The 16751-nt window shown below is 54.7% G+C and carries 16 protein-coding genes and 1 pseudogene; 7 read left to right on the top strand and 10 right to left on the bottom strand.

What is annotated here, in order from left to right; genetic code table 11:
* Positions 1-286: 286 nt before the first annotated feature.
* Entirely contained in the window at positions 287-1408 is a 1122-nt protein-coding gene (gene fic, locus JQU52_RS13760) for a protein adenylyltransferase Fic (RefSeq protein WP_230339022.1), read from the top strand.
* Positions 1409-1459: 51 nt separating this feature from the next.
* Here the strand turns inward: fic and ppc are convergent, their stop codons facing one another.
* Positions 1460-4225, bottom strand: a complete 2766-nt coding sequence (gene ppc, locus JQU52_RS13755) for a phosphoenolpyruvate carboxylase (protein ID WP_230339021.1) — start codon at positions 4223-4225, stop codon at positions 1460-1462.
* A 247-nt stretch (positions 4226-4472) separates the two neighbouring features.
* Here ppc and JQU52_RS13750 point away from each other — a divergent pair, with 247 nt between their 5' ends.
* Positions 4473-5237, top strand: coding sequence for an IS5 family transposase (locus tag JQU52_RS13750; RefSeq protein ID WP_230339020.1), 765 nt, complete (start codon positions 4473-4475; stop codon positions 5235-5237).
* A gap of 196 nt (positions 5238-5433) precedes the next feature.
* Here the strand turns inward: JQU52_RS13750 and JQU52_RS13745 are convergent, their stop codons facing one another.
* The 9 genes and pseudogenes from JQU52_RS13745 to dapA form a co-directional block, all read right to left on the bottom strand.
* Entirely contained in the window at positions 5434-5592 is a 159-nt protein-coding gene (locus JQU52_RS13745) for a hypothetical protein (RefSeq protein ID WP_230340616.1), read from the bottom strand.
* Positions 5570-5906 (bottom strand): annotated as a pseudogene (locus JQU52_RS13740) (transposase); the annotation flags it as partial. The gene JQU52_RS13745 and the pseudogene JQU52_RS13740, both read right to left, overlap by 23 nt.
* Before the next feature lie 20 nt (positions 5907-5926).
* Positions 5927-6124, bottom strand: a complete 198-nt coding sequence (locus JQU52_RS13735; RefSeq protein ID WP_407947600.1) for a transposase — start codon at positions 6122-6124, stop codon at positions 5927-5929.
* Positions 6121-7083, bottom strand: a complete 963-nt coding sequence (locus JQU52_RS13730) for an IS481 family transposase (protein ID WP_230339019.1) — start codon at positions 7081-7083, stop codon at positions 6121-6123. Before JQU52_RS13730 ends, JQU52_RS13735 begins: the two co-directional genes overlap by 4 nt.
* Positions 7084-7132: 49 nt before the next feature.
* Complete coding sequence (locus JQU52_RS14890) at positions 7133-7444, bottom strand: transposase (protein ID WP_407947615.1); 312 nt, start codon at positions 7442-7444, stop codon at positions 7133-7135.
* A 25-nt stretch (positions 7445-7469) separates the two neighbouring features.
* The gene (locus JQU52_RS13725; protein ID WP_230338247.1) at positions 7470-7994 is read right to left on the bottom strand and encodes a winged helix-turn-helix domain-containing protein; all 525 of its coding nucleotides are present in this window, start codon (positions 7992-7994) and stop codon (positions 7470-7472) included.
* 24 nt (positions 7995-8018) lie between these two features.
* A complete protein-coding gene (locus JQU52_RS13720; protein WP_230339018.1) occupies positions 8019-8159 on the bottom strand; it encodes a hypothetical protein in 141 nt (46 codons plus the stop codon).
* A 266-nt stretch (positions 8160-8425) separates the two neighbouring features.
* Entirely contained in the window at positions 8426-9547 is a 1122-nt protein-coding gene (gene bamC / locus JQU52_RS13715) for an outer membrane protein assembly factor BamC (protein WP_230339017.1), read from the bottom strand.
* A gap of 18 nt (positions 9548-9565) precedes the next feature.
* Positions 9566-10441, bottom strand: a complete 876-nt coding sequence (gene dapA, locus JQU52_RS13710; RefSeq protein ID WP_230339016.1) for a 4-hydroxy-tetrahydrodipicolinate synthase — start codon at positions 10439-10441, stop codon at positions 9566-9568.
* Positions 10442-10689: 248 nt separating this feature from the next.
* Between dapA and JQU52_RS13705 the strand changes: the two genes are divergently transcribed.
* The 5 genes from JQU52_RS13705 (at position 10690) to JQU52_RS13685 (ending at position 16669) form a co-directional block, all read left to right on the top strand.
* Positions 10690-12078 carry a nucleobase:cation symporter-2 family protein gene (locus tag JQU52_RS13705; protein ID WP_230339015.1) on the top strand — a complete coding sequence of 463 codons (1389 nt, stop codon included), beginning with the start codon at positions 10690-10692 and terminating at the stop codon, positions 12076-12078.
* A gap of 170 nt (positions 12079-12248) precedes the next feature.
* Entirely contained in the window at positions 12249-12755 is a 507-nt protein-coding gene (gene greB / locus JQU52_RS13700) for a transcription elongation factor GreB (RefSeq protein ID WP_230340601.1), read from the top strand.
* A 101-nt stretch (positions 12756-12856) separates the two neighbouring features.
* Positions 12857-13768, top strand: a complete 912-nt coding sequence (locus JQU52_RS13695) for an AAA family ATPase (protein ID WP_230339014.1) — start codon at positions 12857-12859, stop codon at positions 13766-13768.
* A complete protein-coding gene (locus tag JQU52_RS13690) occupies positions 13752-14696 on the top strand; it encodes a DUF58 domain-containing protein (protein ID WP_230339013.1) in 945 nt (314 codons plus the stop codon). Before JQU52_RS13695 ends, JQU52_RS13690 begins: the two co-directional genes overlap by 17 nt.
* Positions 14669-16669: a transglutaminase family protein gene (locus JQU52_RS13685; RefSeq protein WP_230339012.1), complete on the top strand. Its 2001-nt coding sequence runs from the start codon at positions 14669-14671 to the stop codon at positions 16667-16669. Before JQU52_RS13690 ends, JQU52_RS13685 begins: the two co-directional genes overlap by 28 nt.
* The last annotated feature ends 82 nt before the right edge of the window (positions 16670-16751 follow it).

Raw genomic sequence — 16751 nt, 5'->3', positions numbered from 1 at the left:
ATTTATTTTCGTTGCTATATAAATAATATATGCCTGTTTAAATTTTGCCAGTGGCGATTTTTTGTGCCAGCGTGATGACGCAGCCAGGGCTATAATTTAAAACTGGCTGAAGTTTACGACCAGAAAAAAGGGGTACTGATGGCAAGCTGTTTTTAATGTCAGGTTTTGCAGGTTGACGGCTTGCTTGATATATTTATAAATTGCTATTTTATAAATATATTTGATAGACATGTACGCCTGATAAACATATACTGCAAATACCTTTATTTTCTGTGGATTTATAAACATGAGCACTTGGAAAGCAGAACAAGCCTACAATCATCTGCCGCTGTTACCGCCAAAGCAGGATATTGAAAGCAAGGCGATTTTGCGACAGTGTATTAGGGCACGTGCAGCGCTGGCAGAGCTAAAACAAGCTGCCGAACTTATACCGAATCAAAGCATGCTGATTAACACACTGCCGATAATGGAAGCGCGTGCTAGCTCAGAGATTGAGAATATAGTCACCACTACAGACAAGCTTTTCCAATATATGCAAACAGAAAGCCAATCTGCAGACCCTGCCACTAAAGAAGCCATGCGATACCGCAGTGCCTTGCTGTCGGGCTTTCAATTGCTGGACAAATTGCCACTATCCACCAAAACAGCCAAGCTGGTGTGCAGCGAAATTAAAGGCCGTGATATGGACATACGCCAAACCAGCGGTACGGCCTTGCGTTCGAATACCAGCGGCCAAATCATCTATATGCCGCCAGAGGGTGAAAGTCTGATACGCGATAAATTAGCCAACTGGGAAAAATTCATACACGAAACCCATCAAGACTTAGATCCTCTGATTGTCATGGCCGTCACTCATTATCAATTTGAAGCCATTCACCCCTTTTCAGATGGCAATGGCCGAACAGGCCGTATATTGAACAGTCTGTTGCTGATTGAAAAAGGGTTGCTTGGGCTACCCATTCTTTATTTGAGCCGCTATATCATTGAGCATAAGGCCGATTATTACCACCTTTTGCTGGCCGTTACCAGCCAATCCGCATGGGAAGAGTGGATTTTATACATGTTGGAGGGCGTAGAAGATACTGCAAAATGGACAATTGCCAAAATTGAGGCTATCAAAAAGCTGTCCGCCCACACCAAAGATTATATTCAGGCAGCCTTACCATCCATTTACAGCCATGAGCTTGTGACTTTATTGTTTGAACAGCCCTATGCTCGCATTCTTAGCCTTGAGAAAGCAGGCATTGCCAAACGGCAAACAGCATCAAGGTATCTTCAGGCATTAACAGAAATCGGTGTTTTAAATGAAATTCATATTGGCAGAGATAAGCTATTTATTCATCCAAAATTGATGGATTTATTGAGCGGTGATAACAACCAATTTACGGCATATCGCCGCATAGCCTAACATTATGCTAACACCAGCCTTGTGCTGGTTTTTTACTGCCTATTGTTGCCTTTAACCGGTGTTGCGTAGGCCTTGTGCCACGCCGTTGATGGTGAGGTGAATTAGTTGCAGCAGGTGCGGGTTGTCGGGTTGTTGGCGCAGGCGTTGGAGTAGGGCGGCTTGCAGCCAGTTGAGGGTGTTGAGGTAAGGCATCCGCAAGGCCAGCGAGCGGGCGAGGCTGCGGTTGTCGGTGAGCAGCTGCGGGCGTTGCAGCAGCTGCAACAAGGCTTGGCGGCTGCGGCTGAACTCGGCTTCGATTTGGGCAAAAATGATGGCAGCGGTGTCGGTATCGGCGGCCAAGGTGAGGTAGGCGCGGGCGATGTTGAGGTCGGCTTTGGCCATTACTTGATCCATATTGGAGAGCATGGCGTGGAAAAAGGCGCTGTGCTGTGCCATGTGTTGCAGCCGCGCCAATGCCGTGCTGTTGTGCTCGGTCAGCGCGGTCACGGCGCTGCCAAAGCCGTACCACGCGGGCAACATCAGCCGGTTTTGCGTCCACGAAAACACCCACGGAATGGCGCGTAAATCTTGAATGCGGGCTAAGGTTTTGCGGCTGGCGGGGCGGCTGCCGATGTTGAGGCTGGCGATTTCCTGTATCGGGCTGGTTTGCAGGAAGTAGTCGATAAAGCCGGGCTGGGTGATGAGCTGGCGGTAGTGGGCAAAGGCGTGTTCGGACAAGGCCTGCATCAATTCGGCATCCGGCTCTTCGGTGCGGTGCGGCAACAGGCTGGCGTCGAGTGTGGCGGCCACCAAGGTTTCGAGGTTGCGCTCGGCGTTGTCGGCATCGGCGTATTTGGCGGTGATGACTTCGCCTTGCTCGGTGATGCGGATTTGCCCGGCCACGCTGCCGGCCGGTTGGGCAAGGATGGCTTCGTAGGCGGGGCCGCCGCCGCGCCCAACGCTGCCGCCGCGGCCATGAAACAGGCGCAGGCGCACTTGGTGGCGGCCAAACAAGGCCACCAGGGCGTATTCGGCCTGATACAGCGACCATTGGCTGGTAACGTAACCGCCGTCTTTGTTGCTGTCGGAATAGCCGAGCATGATTTCCTGCACATTATCGCGGCTGGCCAGCAGCTGGCGATACCAAGGCAGGGAAAACAAGGTGTCCATCACTTTCAGGCAGCCTTGGAGGGCATCGATGGTTTCAAACAGCGGCACAATATTGATGCTGCTCACCGGGCAGCCGTTTTGCAGTCGTAGCAAGCCGCTTTCTTTTAACAGCAATGCCAGGGCGAGCAAATCGCTGGGTTGCTCGGCATTGGAGATGATGCTTTGGCGGATGGCGCTGTCGCCAAAGCGGGCTTTGATGCTGGCGGCGGCTTGGAAAATGGCCAATTCGTGGGTGCTTTGTTCGCTGTATTGCACATGCGGGTTAAACAAGGGGCGCGGGCTGGCCAACTCGCGCAAAAGGGCGTGTTGGCGCTCGCTTTCGTTGAGCGCGTTAAAGTCTTCCAAACCGGCATGGGCAAACAGGTCGGCCACGGTGTCGGCGTGTTGGCCGGCGTGTTGGCGCAAATCCAGCGGCATCAGGTAAAAGCGGAATACCGAGGCGGCGCGCATCAAATCGGCCAAGGTGCCTTCGGCCAGCGGGCGGCTGCCGTGGCTGCTGAGGGATTCGTGGATGGCGCTTAAATCGGCCAAAAAGGCATCGGCATCGGCATAAGGCGCCAGTAGGCCGAAGCGGCAGCCGAGGGTGAGCCCCAAAGCATGGGCGCTGCCCATCAGCCGCGCCAGAATATAGGCCAGAGCGCGGCGGTAGGGCTCTTCTTCGCGGGCGCGTTCGGTGTCGGGTGAGGCGGCAGACATGGCCAACACCGCTTCGCTTACATTGACGCGGCGGCTGGACAAGGACAGCTCGCTGTAAAGCTGCGATAACTGCTGGCGGTAGAAATGGAATACGGCATCGGCTTGTTGGGCAAAGGCGTGGTGCAGGGTGTCGGCCGACACAAAGGGATTGCCGTCGCGGTCGCCGCCAATCCAGCCGCCGATGTGCAGCAAATCGGGCAGCTCGGTGCCGGGATAGGCTGCCTGAAGCTCGGCAGCCATTTTGCGGTATACGCCGGGGATGGCACTGAAAAAGCTGAGCGGAAAATAGCCCACGCCGTTGCTGATTTCATCGGCCACGGTGATTTTGAAGTGGCGGGTTTCGTTGGTTTGCCACAGCGACCACAGCACGGTTTGCACTTGGCGCTGTAAATCCTGCTGGCTGCGCTTGCCGGTGCAGGTGGGGCGTTCGCTCAAAAGGGCGCGGATTTGACGGTGGAAATTGAGAATGGTTTGCCGCTGCACTTCGGTGGGGTGGGCGGTGAGCACGGCGGCCACGGTGGTGTGGTTCAGCTGTTGTTGCAGTGTTTCGGCATCGGTGCCGTGTTGCTGCAACAGCGACAGCACATGGGCAAACGAGGATTTGCTCGGTGCGGCATCGTCGCATTCGTGGGCGCGGCGGCGGCGCTGGTGGTGGGCGTCTTCGGCAATATTGAGCACTTGCGCAAACAGGCTGCAAGCGCGAATCAGGTTTTCTAATTGGTCGTCGTTGAGCTGCGGCAGCGCGTCGGCCACCACTTGCTGCGGCGGCTGGCCGCTGAGCAGGGCTTGAATGGTGTGTTGCACCGGCGCACTGGTGCAGTCGGCCAGCACGGTTTGCAAGGCGGTGCTTAAAAAGGCCACATCGGCGGCCAGCGGTGCGTCTTTGGCATTGTCAAGCAGAGCCAGGTTTTGCAAACCGGCAATGGCCACCGGTGTTTCGCTGGTGTTGGCGGGGGATGGGCAGTGGTTCATGGGCTTCTCTCCGAATGGGTGCTTTTTAATGCCATTGCGGCAGGCCAAATGGTTTTACGGCCACAAAAGGCTGCCTGAAAGCGGCTGGATATGGGCTTAACGGCGGTTTAGGGCACTATATCACTGCTAGGGTGCTTTGTGGCGTTGCAGCAAACTAGGGTCTGTTCACAATTACTTGTCATACCCTTGAATAAAAAAGAAACGCAGGCATAAAAGGAAGTTCTCACCCTCCCCCAATACACCTGCGATGCCCCGTACACTACTCAAAGATGAACATTGGACGAAGCTGTTACCTATTCTGCGTGATTTGGGTATTTATAGCAAACCCAATTTGCGCAGAATTCTTGAAGGCATACTTCACAGAATAAGAACCGGCATACCGTGGCGGGATTTGCCCGAGTATTTCGGCAAGTATCATACTGTTTATACCGCTTATAACCGTTGGTCAGAAAAAGGCATTTTTACTGCAATCTTGAAACAGCTCAGCCAAGAGAGTGACTTGGAGTGGGTAGCCATAGACGGCAGTTATATCCGTGCTCACCAACACTGCGCCGCAGCCTCAGCGCTCAGTGCGCAAGAGGATCACGCAATCGGTATGAGCCGAGGCGGCAGAACCAGCAAGATTCATCTGGCTGTAGATGCTGCAGGCAATCCGATTGAGGTTATCGTTACTGCGGGCAATATCCATGATGTCACCGTTGCACCGGAGCTGCTTGACAACATCAACCTTGCCGAAACTGAGTTGGTTAATGCGGACAAAGGTTACGATTCAGACCGGCTCAGGGAGCAAATAGAGCAAAGCGGTGCGAAAGCCAATATTCCCTATAAAAGCAATAGGGAAGAGAAAAATAAAGACATGGACTGGTATTTATATAAAATCAGGCATTTGGTAGAGAATGCCTTTTGCCGTTTGAAACATTTCCGAGCGATTGCCAGCCGTTACGATAAGCTCAAACGCAACTTTCACAGTACGGTTTTATTGGGGTGCATTGTGATGTGGTTACCTTTATGACAAGTAATTGTGAACAGACCCTAGTGTATGCTTTTTTCAGCAGCATACTTTTCAGGACATCACCTAAAAATCAAGTAAAAGGCCGTCTGAAACCGTAAAGTGCGGTTTCAGGCGGCCTATAATCCGATCGCTTGGCCGTGGCTTTAAAATAAGCTGTTTTGATTCACCGATTGCGCGGTTATGGTTTGAATGGCAGTTATTGTTTGCAAAGGCTGCCTGAAAACATATTTTCAGGCAGCCTGAGACCTTTGCAAAACCCCAACTCACTCAAACAACCAGCCTCGGTTATCCATTTTCCATCTGTTTCGGTAAAAATCCCCCTCATCCCCCTTTCAAATGCCCGTTTTTCGGGCATTTTCTGCCTTCAGTAAGTTCAAACACATGGCTTTTAAGTGGCTTTGCGCCCTTACTTTATATCAGGCCAAAATACGATGCCCGTCCGTAGCGGAACTTACGGTATAAGGTGCCGAAGCTCTGTTTCACCATATAGCGGGTTTTCGATAACCGGGTATTGCGCTTTTTTTGTGCTGCCGTTAACGGTTGGCCTCGGTGGGCTTTGTCCATAATGCCGTCTTGGAGCCGGTGTTGTTGCAGGTGTTGCCGGTTATCTGCGCTACTGTAGCCTTTATCGGCGTAAACGGTGACGCCTTCTTCTAATCCAGCCAGTAATACCATTTAAAATAAATAATCTATAATAAAGCCCATTCACAAGCCACCAGCGAACAGAGCTTGTCTTTTTCTGCAACCAACGCATTCCACGCAGCACAGCCGGCCTCTACAATCTGCCCATAGCCCTTATAGCAACGGTTGGATAAAGAGGTTTGCTTCAGCTGCCGCCATATCCGTTCTATAGGGTTTAATTCCGGTGAATACGGCGGCAGTTTCAATATGTGTTAAGACCCATAATCTTCTGGAATGGATTTTCACGAAACAATTCAGGCTCTAGATTATAGCAATCTTCCAAAGCCTGCCAAGGCGTTTTGTACTTCAACGACCGTAAGGGGCGTTGATGGTTGTAATACAGCAAAAATACCATCAAGTGCCGTTTAAGTTCGTCAGGATGCTCATAGTGGAAGCGTTTGACCGTTACCTCTTTCAGCATCTTGTTGGTAATCTCCACCTGCCCGTTCGTCCATGGATGACGGAATTTCGTGGTACGGTGCTCAATGCCCAAATGCCGGCAAAGCTCGTCAAACGGATGCTCCTTATCAGGCCGTTGTGCTTGGCTCAGCAAGTTGTAGGTAAACTGCGCACCGTTGTCCGTTAGGATATGGGTGATTTTAAACACACAATCTTGTTGTAGGTTGCGCAGAAAAGAAACGGCGGTTTTCTGCGTCATACGCGGATGAAGTTCTGCATAAACATATTTGGTTTTGCGGTCGATGGCGACAAACAGGTACAGCTTGCCGGTTTCACAACGCACCTCGGTGATGTCGATATGGACAAAGCCAACCGGATATTGTTTGAATGTTTTTTTACCTTTTTGGCCATCGGATTCATTCTTGGGTAAGCGCGACAATCCGTGATGTTGCAAGCACCGGTGCAGATTGGAGCGGCTCAGCTTTGGAATATTGGGCTTGAAGATGATATACAGCTCGTCCAATGACAGCCGCAGATGTCGCCGGACGGTACAGATTGCCTGCTGCTCCGATTCGGTCAACACGCTGGGGCGGGTTTTGGGGCCGGACTTTTTATCTTCGACCGAATCTGCGTGTTTCCAGTAGAGAACGGTTTTGAAATTAATATTGTATTTTTTAGCTAACGCTGCGATGCTCTCTTCAGACTCTTGTATTTCTTTTCTGATTCTAGGCGTAGTCTTGGCGTTACCATGCAATATGCTTGCCATAAGTCGGTCTCTTTTAATTGGGGTAATGATACTCCATAAAATTCAGGGACTAAACAAATATGGATATGTTTTTCAGTTCGCTGACATCCTGATGCCAACCCGCACCGTCCATCACCACCACAGCATGCCGGCCTTCGGGGGTTTCTTTCGATATTTGCCGTAAATGCAGCAGCATCGCCTCTTTGTTCACACTAGGCATCACCAAAGCCGCTGTTGTTCCGGTTCTCAAGCACACTGCACCAAAGATATAGGCGTATTCAAACTGCTGTTGGCGGATAATGCGTGGTCTTTTTCCCTTTTCGTGCCATACACGGGTGAGGCTGCCTTGTTGTCCGATGCGGCTTTCGTCTTGAAACCAAATGTCGACGTGTTCGGGTTTGATGTGTTCAGGTAATACCGCTTTTACCCGGTCGGTAAAGTTTTTTAAAAGCGTCTTGCGCTTGTGGGTCTGCCTGCGGATGGCGGCTGCGGGCGGTGATCCAACTCATGCCGATACGGTGCAACAAAGGATATAGGCAGCTGCTGTGTTTGTAGTGTGCATTGAATTCTTGGGCAGCAATAGTATGGATGTCTTCGGCGGTGAGCCTGCCGCCTTCGCGTTTTTCTTGTTCTTCGATGATGCGTTGTTTGAAGGCTTGATGGTCTTGCGGCTTTAGTTTGCTGTTGCGGCCGGGTCGCTGTTTGTCGTAAATGGCCTGTTCAATACCGAATTCCCAATATTTGCGCCGTAATATGTGTATGGTTAGCGGATGGAGTCCAAACCGTGGGGCGATTTCTTCGGGTGTTTGACCTTGTTGCAGTTGGTGCAATATAAACAACCGTGTCCGTGCCCGTGGGTGGGATTCTGTTTTGGCGAGTTTGAGAAAATCATGCTCGGTGAGCTGGTGGTTTTTTGGGGTCAGTTTAGGCATAGGGTGATTATAGCTTATTTATTTTTATTGGTATAAGCTGTGACTCAAGCTCAGTTGATGCAGCATCAGCAATTTGATCCGCGCTCTCGGATTTGACTCTGTTTTGGACAGTTTCAAAAAATCATGATCAGTCAGCTGGTGTTTGCGGGGTGTTAGTTTGGGCATGGTGGTGTTTGGGGAGTTTGGGCTTGGGTTTTATTGTATTGTATTTTTTAGAATTGGTATAAGGTTGCTGCATAGGTTGTGTCTTGGCACATCAAGCCCAAGCAAATTTTACAAGCGATGCGCCAAGGTGCCTCCTAAACCGCGTATCTGCTTCGCTTTGGCAGGTTGTTTTTGGGATTTATGATGTATTCAGGCAGCTTGATAGCGCGGATAGCCAATACAAAAAAGCCCGCTATTTTAGCGGGCTTTTGCTGTGTGGCGGTGTGTTAGCGCAGCTCGGTGTACAGACGGCTTAGCCACTGTTGTGCATCGCGGCCACTGTAGGGGCTGCCGTCTTGGTTGAGCAAGCGCACCACAGTGCCGTTGTTGCCAGGCTCGGCCGCCACCACTAAGCGTGGTTGGGCTTGCGGTTGGGTATCTTCTTTTTTACCGCCGAACATGCGGCTGAAGAAACTGGGTTTTTGGGCGCTAACGGCAGCGCCTTCGGCTGGTGCCACTTCAACCAAGAAAGCGTGGCGTTGTGGATTTTCCGCTACCACGGCCAAGCCGATGCGATCCAATGCCATGGCAATGCGGCGCCAGTTGCGCTCTTGTGTGCCGCTGACCAGCAGGCTGTTGCCTTCCAGTTTGGCCAACTCGCTGCCGCGTGCCTGTTTCTGCGTTAGCTCTTGCTGTACGGTTTTTTCATCGGCGCCCAAGTATTGCATAAAGCGCCCTAGAAAAGCAGCTTCCAGATTGGGGTCGTTCGGGCGCGGCTGCCACATGGTGGTGTCTTCCTGTTTGTTGGTAAACACCTCTGTTAAGCCGCGGTGAACGATAAATACATCGGTGCCACCCTGATTATTGCGCTCTAGGCGGATGGTGAACTTGTCGCGCTCGCCAGTGGAGTAGAGGCCGCCCAAGCCCACTTTTTCAAACAGGCTGCGGATGCCGTCGGCAGGCAATTTGGCGCGGTTTTCCGCCCAATCGGTTTCCATCAGGCCGATGGCAGGTTCTTCGCGTGCAATCACAAAGCCTTGTTCTTGCCAGAAGGCTTTGAGCAGCGGCCATACTTCGGCTGGCTGTTTGTTGCCGATATTGAGCCAGCGCACGGAGCCGTCGCGCTCAATATGTACATTGTCTACTTTGGCCAGCACGCGGGTGTTGCTGCCGGTTTGGCCAGCAGACTGGGCTCGGTTCAGGTCGCTGGCACGCACGGAGCCGGTGCCGGTCGGTAGCTGGTAGCGGTCGCCCTGATTGGGGTTGGTCAGATCCGGGGGGACATCCAGACGCACGATGTTTTTGTTGTTGGACTGATAGTCCAGTTCAGGCAGCTTGTCTTTATTGCTAGAGCAGGCCGCCAAGCTGATGGCCAGGGTGGCCAAAACAGCGGGCTTAACGAAATTCATGGGGTTTCCTTGTGCTTTTTAAATCAGTTCTGCGTCTTGCATGGCTGCGCGTACTTTGGCTTGGCCAGCAGGAGAAAGTTCGATAATCGGCAAGCGCGATATCGGGCGGATTTTACCCAGCTGAGCCAGCGCCCATTTGGTGGGGGCGGGGCTGGGCTCGCAAAAGAGGTCGCTGTGCAGTTTTTGCAATTTGTCGTTGCAGGCGCGCGCAGCGGCAATCTCACCGGCCAAGGCGTGATGGCACATGTCGGCAAACAGCTTGGGCGCTACATTGGCCGACACACTGATGATGCCGTGGCCGCCGCAGAGCAAAAAGCCCAGCGCGGAAGGGTCGTCGCCGGAATAAATGGCAAAACCCGCCGGGGCGTGTTTGATCAAATCGCAAGCGCGACCTAAGTTGCCGCTGGCTTCTTTGACGCCGATGATGTTGTCGATGGCGGCCAGGCGCAAAATGGTGTCGTTGGCCATGTCGGCCACGGTGCGCCCGGGCACGTTATACAAAATCATTGGGATGGCCGCCGCTTCGGCAATGGTTTTGAAGTGGCGGTAGATGCCTTCTTGCGAGGGTTTATTGTAGTAGGGCACGACGGATAAGGTCATGTCGGCACCGGCACGCTCGGCCTCTTGTGACAAATGCACCGCTTCGCGGGTGTTGTTGGCACCGGCGCCGGCAATGATTTTGATGCGCCCGGCGGCGTGCTCAACGGCGGTTTTGACCACCGCAATGTGCTCTTCCACGCCCAGCGTGGCCGATTCACCGGTGGTGCCTACGGCCACAATGCCGTCGGTACCAGCATCGATGTGCCAGTCTATCAGTTGTTTGAATTGCTCAAAATCCACACGGCCATCTTCGTGCATGGGGGTAACAATGGCCACTAGGCTGCCTGTAAGCATGTTTAAACCTTCACGGGTAGAACCACAAAATAGGCTGATTGTAGCGTATTTTTGCCGCTTGTGGAAAACGGCCTGCATGTTGTTTTGGCTGCCGGAGCAAGGGTTTGGGCTGGCGTGGTGGTGTGTGTTTACCGTAAAATAACGCCTTTTACGCTAATTAACAGATGTGTTGGTTTGGCAAAATCGGTTGCGTTGGTGCAGCTTGTTTTTATGTTGCTGAATGAACATATTATTTTTTGGAAAGCATCATGGGTATGCAAGTAGGCAAGCCGCAAACCGCCGCGGATTTGGTGTATCGGCTGGAAGACAAGCCGCCTTTTTTCAGCGCTTTGCTCAGCGCGATGACGCATTTGTTGGCGATTTTTGTGCCGATGGTCACCCCGGCATTGATTGTGGGCAGTGCGTTGCAATTGCCGCTGGAAATGACGGCGTATTTGGTGTCGATGGCGATGGTGGCCTCGGGCGTGGGTACCTATTTGCAGGTAAATCGCTTCGGGCCTATCGGCTCGGGCATGTTGTCGATTCAATCGGTGAATTTTTCTTTTGTTACGGTGATGATTGCACTGGGCAGCGGCATGAAGGCGGGCGGCTTGGACGAAAACGCCATGATTTCCACCTTGCTGGGTGTTTCGTTTGTGGGGGCGTTTTTGGTGATGGGCGCGGCGTGGGTGTTGCCCTATCTGCAAAAGGTGATTACCCCCACCGTGAGCGGGGTGGTGGTGTTGATGATCGGCTTAAGCCTGATTCATGTGGGCATCACCGATTTTGGCGGCGGCTTTGCGGCGAAAGACAATGGCACGTTTGGCTCGTGGCAGAATCTGGGTTTGGCCGGCATGGTGCTGATGATTGTGTTGCTGTTTAACTGCCTGCGCAATCCGTTTTGGCGCATGGGCGGCATTGCCATCGGCCTGATTGCGGGCTATATCGTGGCCTTGATGCTGGGTATGGTGGACTTTAGCCCGCTGCATAATTTGCCGCTGCTCACCATTCCGGTGCCGTTTAAATATGGCTTTGCCTTTGATTGGCACGCGTTTTTACTGGCGGCCACCATTTATCTGCTCAGCGTGTTTGAAGCGGTGGGCGACTTAACCGCCACTGCGATGGTGTCCGACCGCCCCATCGAAGGCGAAGAATACCGTAGCCGCCTGCGCGGCGGCGTGATGGCCGACGGGCTGGTGTCGGTGATTGCCACTGCGCTCGGTTCGCTGCCGCTCACCACTTTTGCGCAAAACAACGGCGTGATTCAGATGACCGGCGTGGCCTCGCGCCATATCGGCAAATACATTGCCGCCATTTTGGTGATATTGGGGCTGTTTCCGATGGTGGGGCGCTTCTTTACCACCATTCCCAGCCCGGTGTTGGGCGGGGCGATGGTGTTGATGTTCGGCCTGATTGCCATCGCCGGTATCCGCATCATCATGAGTGCGGGCATCCGCCGCCGCGAAGCGATTATTTGCGCCACTTCTGTGGGCTTGGGGCTGGGCGTGGCGTTTGAGCCGGCGGTGTTTGCGCAACTGCCGATTTTGTTTCAAAACCCCATTTGCATGGGCGGCTTGGCCGCGGTGGCGCTGAATTTGATTTTGCCGCAAGATGCGCAAGAGCAAGCGGTGTATTTGAGCGGGGATTTGGATCATTAACCGTGCTGATGCGGTGGGCTGGTTTCAGGCAGCCTTAAAATATAAATAAGCGCTGTTATTAAAATCAATATAATTAAAGGCTGCCTGAAAGCATTAATCGGCTTTCAGGCAGCCTTTATGGCTGAAAATACGCTAAAATCAGCCCTTAATCATCATGAGTAAGCATGGATATGAGCACGCTTGGCACCGGCGCAGTGCCGGTTAATTACATTACCCCGAGTGGCCACCAAGCGCTGCAAGACGAGTTATACCAGCTGGTGCATAAAGCGCGGCCGGAGGTGGTGCAGGTGGTGAATTGGGCGGCAGGCAATGGCGACCGCAGCGAAAATGGCGACTATATCTACGGCAAACGCCGTTTGCGCGAAATCGACCGCCGCATCCGTTTTTTGACCAAGCGGCTGGAAGCGGCGCAAGTGGTGGACCCGCAAGCGCGTGAAGCCACCGATCAGGTGTTTTTCAGCGCCACGGTAGATTTGGTGCGCGGCAACGGGCAGGCGCAAACGGTGTGTATTGTGGGCACCGATGAAATCGACACCGCCCGCAATAAAATCTCGTGGGTGTCGCCGCTGGCACGCTGCTTGATGAAAGCACGCGAGGGCGACGAGGTGGTATTGCACGGCCCCGATGGCGCCGAATACATTGATATTGTGGCGGTGCGTTATGTGCGCATTGATTAGTGCCAATTCTTTTTCAGGCAGCCTTTTACTGTTAATCAAGGCTGCCTGAAGCTTATTTTTTTACTCGTTTTCAACTTATCTACGCAAGGCGCGCGGCCCTTATGAATCCCCAATTAAGCCTGATATTCAAACAACTCAACGCCCTGATTTTGGGCAAAGAAGCGGTGATGAAGCAACTTTTGGCCTGCGTGTTGGCACGTGGCCATGTGTTGCTGGAAGATGTACCGGGGGTGGGCAAAACCACCTTGGCACACGGCGTGGCCACGGTATTGGGGCTAAACTACCGCCGCGTGCAGTTCACCAACGACATGCTGCCTTCGGATTTGCTGGGGGTGAATGTATTTCAGCCCAACGACGGGCGTTTTGTGTTTCACCCGGGGCCGGTGTTCCATTCGTTTTTGCTGGCCGACGAAATCAACCGTGCCTCGCCCAAGCTGCAATCGGCGCTGTTGGAGGCGATGGAAGAGCGCCAAGTGTCGATCGACGGCAAAACCTACGCCTTGCCCAAGCCGTTTTTGGTGGTGGCCACGCAAAACCCCGGCGAGCAATTGGGCACGTTTGCGCTGCCCGAATCGCAGCTCGACCGCTTTATGATGCGCTTAAGCATGGGCTACCCTACCGCTGAAGCCGAGCTACAACTGTATGCCGGCGGCGACCGCCGCCGCTTGTTGCCCAAGCTGCAAGCCGCCACCGATGCGGAAACGCTGTTGCAATGGCAGCAGCAGGTGGCCGAAATCAAGCTGTCGGCAGCGGCGGTGCAATACGTTTACCGATTGGTGCAGGCCACGCGTGCGCCGGGGCGCTTTGCCGTGGGCTTAAGCCCGCGTGCCGGTTTGGCGGTGGTGGCCGCGGCCAAAGCGTGGGCATTTATCGAAGGGCGCGCCCATGTGCTGCCTGAAGACATTAAAGCCGTGTGGGTGGCGGTGGCGGCGCACCGGGTGCAGGCTTTGCAGGCACAAAGCCACAGTGCCGATGTACTCACGGAGATGCTGGCGCATGTGGCCGTGGGCTAATCCGCCGCCGCCCTTGGCGGCAGACGGCAGCCAAGGCCTGGGCTGGCGGTTTATCCGCAGCCGGCCCACCCGTTTGGGCTGGGGGCTGTTGTTGGTGTGCCTGTTGCTGTGGGTGATGGCGGTGAATTATCAGGTCAACGTGGCTTATGTGCTGGTGTTTTGGCTGTTGGGTGTGCTGCTGGCGGGCGTGTTGATGTGCTGGCGGCAATTGCTGGGCTTATCGATACAGGCCGACACCGAAAGCGAATGCTTTGCCGGTGAAGCGCCGGTGGTGGTGTTGCGCGCCGGTATGCGCGGGCGCTATCGGCGCTGGCTGTGGTTGCGGCTGGGCCAGCACCAGCCCGAACGCGCCGACGATTGGCAGCCGTGGCCGCTGGCCGCCGCTGCCGATACGCCGCTGAATTGGGTGCTGCCGCCGCAGCCGCGCGGCTTTTTGCTGGTGCCGCCGTTGCGTTGTGTAAGTATGGCACCGTTTGGGGTGGTGTTGGCCGAATCGCTGTGGCAATACAACGGCAATGCGGTGGTGTATCCGGCGCCCATCGCCCACGAGCTGCCTGCACCGGCACACCGCGGCGACACCGCCAGCCGCCACCGCCGCACCGTGGCCAGCGGCGATGATTTGGCTTATTTGCAAGAGCACGACCCCGGCGCTTCTTTACAGCATGTGGCGTGGAAGCAGTTTGCCAAAACCGGCCAGCTGCTCGACAAACGCTTTGAAGACGGTGTGGCCAGCATCCGCCAAGACTGGATTTCTTATCGCGACTACCCGCCGCACACACCCAAAGAACAATTGGCCGGGCTATTGTGCCACCGCGTGTTGCAGGCCGAGCAGCAACACCACGCTTATACGCTGGAATTGCCGCAGCAAACCATTGCGCCGTGCAACGGCCAGCGCACCTTGTGTTTAACCGCATTGGGGCTATGGTGATGTGGCTGGCTAATCCTGCTTTTTTACGTCAAGAGCCGCCGCGCCAAGTGCAATTGGCGTTGCTGCTTACCTTATTATGGGTGGCGCTGCCTTTGTTGTGGTCGCTGCCGCCGGGGGTGATTGCGCTGTTTGGCGTATTGTGGCTGCTGCGCATGGCCTTGTGGGCGCTGAACATCAAGCCTTTATCATGGCTGTGGCTGGTGTTGCTGCTGGCGGTGGCCGTGGTGGTGGTGTGGCAGCAAATCGGCACCGTTATCGGGCGCGAGGGCGGGGTGGCGTTTTTACTGCTGCTCACCGTGCTCAAAGCCTACGAAGGGCGCGGCCTGCGCGACTGGCAAGTGTTGTTGCTGGCGATGTTGGTGGTGATGGGCGGCGCGGTGCTGTTCAACCAAAACGTGCTGATGGCCGTGTGGCTGCTGCTGGGGTTGATGCTGCTCAGCGCCGATATGGCGCTATTGGGCGGCCTGAAACCGGGCGATGCCGTGCGCCAAAGCGCGCAGGCGCTGGCACTGGCCTTGCCGCTGGCGGCGGTGCTGTTTGTGGCGGTGCCGCGTGTGGCCGAGCCCTTGTGGCGCATTCCGCAGCACAATCCCAATCAGGCCAGCACCGGCTTGTCCGACACCATGCGCCCCGGCAGCATCAGCGACTTGGTGCAAAGCAACGAGCCGGCTTTTAACGCCACCTTTGCCAACGGCTACACCCCGTTGCCGCAAAACCTTTATTGGCGGGTGATGGTGATGGCCGATTTCGACGGCAGCCAATGGCGCGCCATGGACGAGCGCTATATCGACGATGCCCGTGCCGTGGCCGCACCCGCCGCACCGGTGGTGGATTATCAGCTGATTATCCGTGATGAAGAAGGGCGCATTCCCGCGCTCGATTACCCCATCCATACCGACAGCAACGGCCTCAGTATGCGCTTGGGCGCCGTGGTGCGGGTAAACCGCAGCCGCGAAGGTCTGCGCCGCGTGGCTTTGCAAGCCACCATAAACCCTTATTTGGGGCAAACACTGAATGAAGGCGAGCGCGCCTATTACACCCGCCTGCCCGCACAAGCCAACCCACAAACCCGTGCGCTGGCACGCCAACTGCGCTTGCGCAGCAACGACGACAAAACCTTGGTTAACCAAGCCTTGGCTTATTTCCGCCGCGAAGGCTTTGTTTATACTTTGCAGCCGCTGCGCAATCAAGGCGCCGACAGCACCGATTATTTCTTGTTTCAAGGGCGCGAAGGCTTTTGCGAAGACTACGCCAATGCCTTTGTGAACTTAATGCGTGCCGCCGATGTGCCCGCCCGCATCGTCACCGGCTATCTGGGCGGCGAATACAACCCGCAAGGGCAATTCTGGCAAGTGCGCAGTAAAGACGCCCATGCGTGGGCGGAAGTGTGGCTGGCTTCCGAAAACGCCTGGCTGCGGGTAGACCCCACCACCGCCGTGGCCGAAGTGCGTGCCAGCGGCGGCGTGGTCTCGGCCTTGCCGCCCGGCCAACGCGGCGCTTTTATGCCGCAAAACAGCTGGCTTTACGGCATCGGCCAAAGCAGCCAGTTTTATTGGCAGCAATGGGTGGTGAATTTTGACGCCAACCGCCAGCAAAACCTGTTTCAGCGCCTAGGCTTGGGGCGCGTGAGCCTCGGCAGCGTGGGCATCTTGCTGCTGTTGGGCGGCAGCGCCGCCGTATTGCCGCTGCTTTGGTGGTGGCGGCGCCAGCAACGGCGCAACCGCCAGCCGCTGGCCGACGGCTTTATGCTGCTTAAAAGCGCCTTGCTGGATGCCGATAGCGAAGAAATAGCCGCCATCGGCCCCTTGGAATTGCAGCAACTCTTGGCCGCACACCAACAACTCAGCGCCCCGCTGCAAACCCTGCTGGATGACTATATCCGCTACGTCTACGCCGACGACACCTTGCCGCCACCGGCCGAACAACGGCGCTGGTATCGGCGCGTGAAAAGTGCCATCAGGAAAATCAAATAATACCAATTCTAAAAAATAAAATACAATAAAACCCAAGCCCAAACACCCCAAACACCACCATGCCCAAACTAACGCCCCGCAA

The sequence above is a fragment of the Paralysiella testudinis genome, assembly GCF_016894345.1.
GTDB classification, from domain to species: Bacteria; Pseudomonadota; Gammaproteobacteria; order Burkholderiales; family Neisseriaceae; genus Paralysiella; species Paralysiella testudinis.
This window is presented reverse-complemented; position numbering and strand designations above follow the sequence as displayed.

What these genes read in the sequence shown, in the direction of transcription:
- fic (WP_230339022.1), top strand. Translation starts at nt 287, where the DNA reads ATGAGCACTTGGAAAGCAGAACAAGCCTACAATCATCTGCCGCTGTTA.
- ppc (WP_230339021.1), bottom strand. Translation starts at nt 4,225, where the DNA reads ATGAACCACTGCCCATCCCCCGCCAACACCAGCGAAACACCGGTGGCC.
- JQU52_RS13750 (WP_230339020.1), top strand. Translation starts at nt 4,473, where the DNA reads ATGCCCCGTACACTACTCAAAGATGAACATTGGACGAAGCTGTTACCT.
- JQU52_RS13745 (WP_230340616.1), bottom strand. Translation starts at nt 5,592, where the DNA reads ATGCCCGAAAAACGGGCATTTGAAAGGGGGATGAGGGGGATTTTTACC.
- JQU52_RS13730 (WP_230339019.1), bottom strand. Translation starts at nt 7,083, where the DNA reads ATGGCAAGCATATTGCATGGTAACGCCAAGACTACGCCTAGAATCAGA.
- JQU52_RS13725 (WP_230338247.1), bottom strand. Translation starts at nt 7,994, where the DNA reads ATGCCTAAACTGACCCCAAAAAACCACCAGCTCACCGAGCATGATTTT.
- JQU52_RS13720 (WP_230339018.1), bottom strand. Translation starts at nt 8,159, where the DNA reads ATGCCCAAACTAACACCCCGCAAACACCAGCTGACTGATCATGATTTT.
- bamC (WP_230339017.1), bottom strand. Translation starts at nt 9,547, where the DNA reads ATGAATTTCGTTAAGCCCGCTGTTTTGGCCACCCTGGCCATCAGCTTG.
- dapA (WP_230339016.1), bottom strand. Translation starts at nt 10,441, where the DNA reads ATGCTTACAGGCAGCCTAGTGGCCATTGTTACCCCCATGCACGAAGAT.
- JQU52_RS13705 (WP_230339015.1), top strand. Translation starts at nt 10,690, where the DNA reads ATGGGTATGCAAGTAGGCAAGCCGCAAACCGCCGCGGATTTGGTGTAT.
- greB (WP_230340601.1), top strand. Translation starts at nt 12,249, where the DNA reads ATGAGCACGCTTGGCACCGGCGCAGTGCCGGTTAATTACATTACCCCG.
- JQU52_RS13695 (WP_230339014.1), top strand. Translation starts at nt 12,857, where the DNA reads ATGAATCCCCAATTAAGCCTGATATTCAAACAACTCAACGCCCTGATT.
- JQU52_RS13690 (WP_230339013.1), top strand. Translation starts at nt 13,752, where the DNA reads ATGTGGCCGTGGGCTAATCCGCCGCCGCCCTTGGCGGCAGACGGCAGC.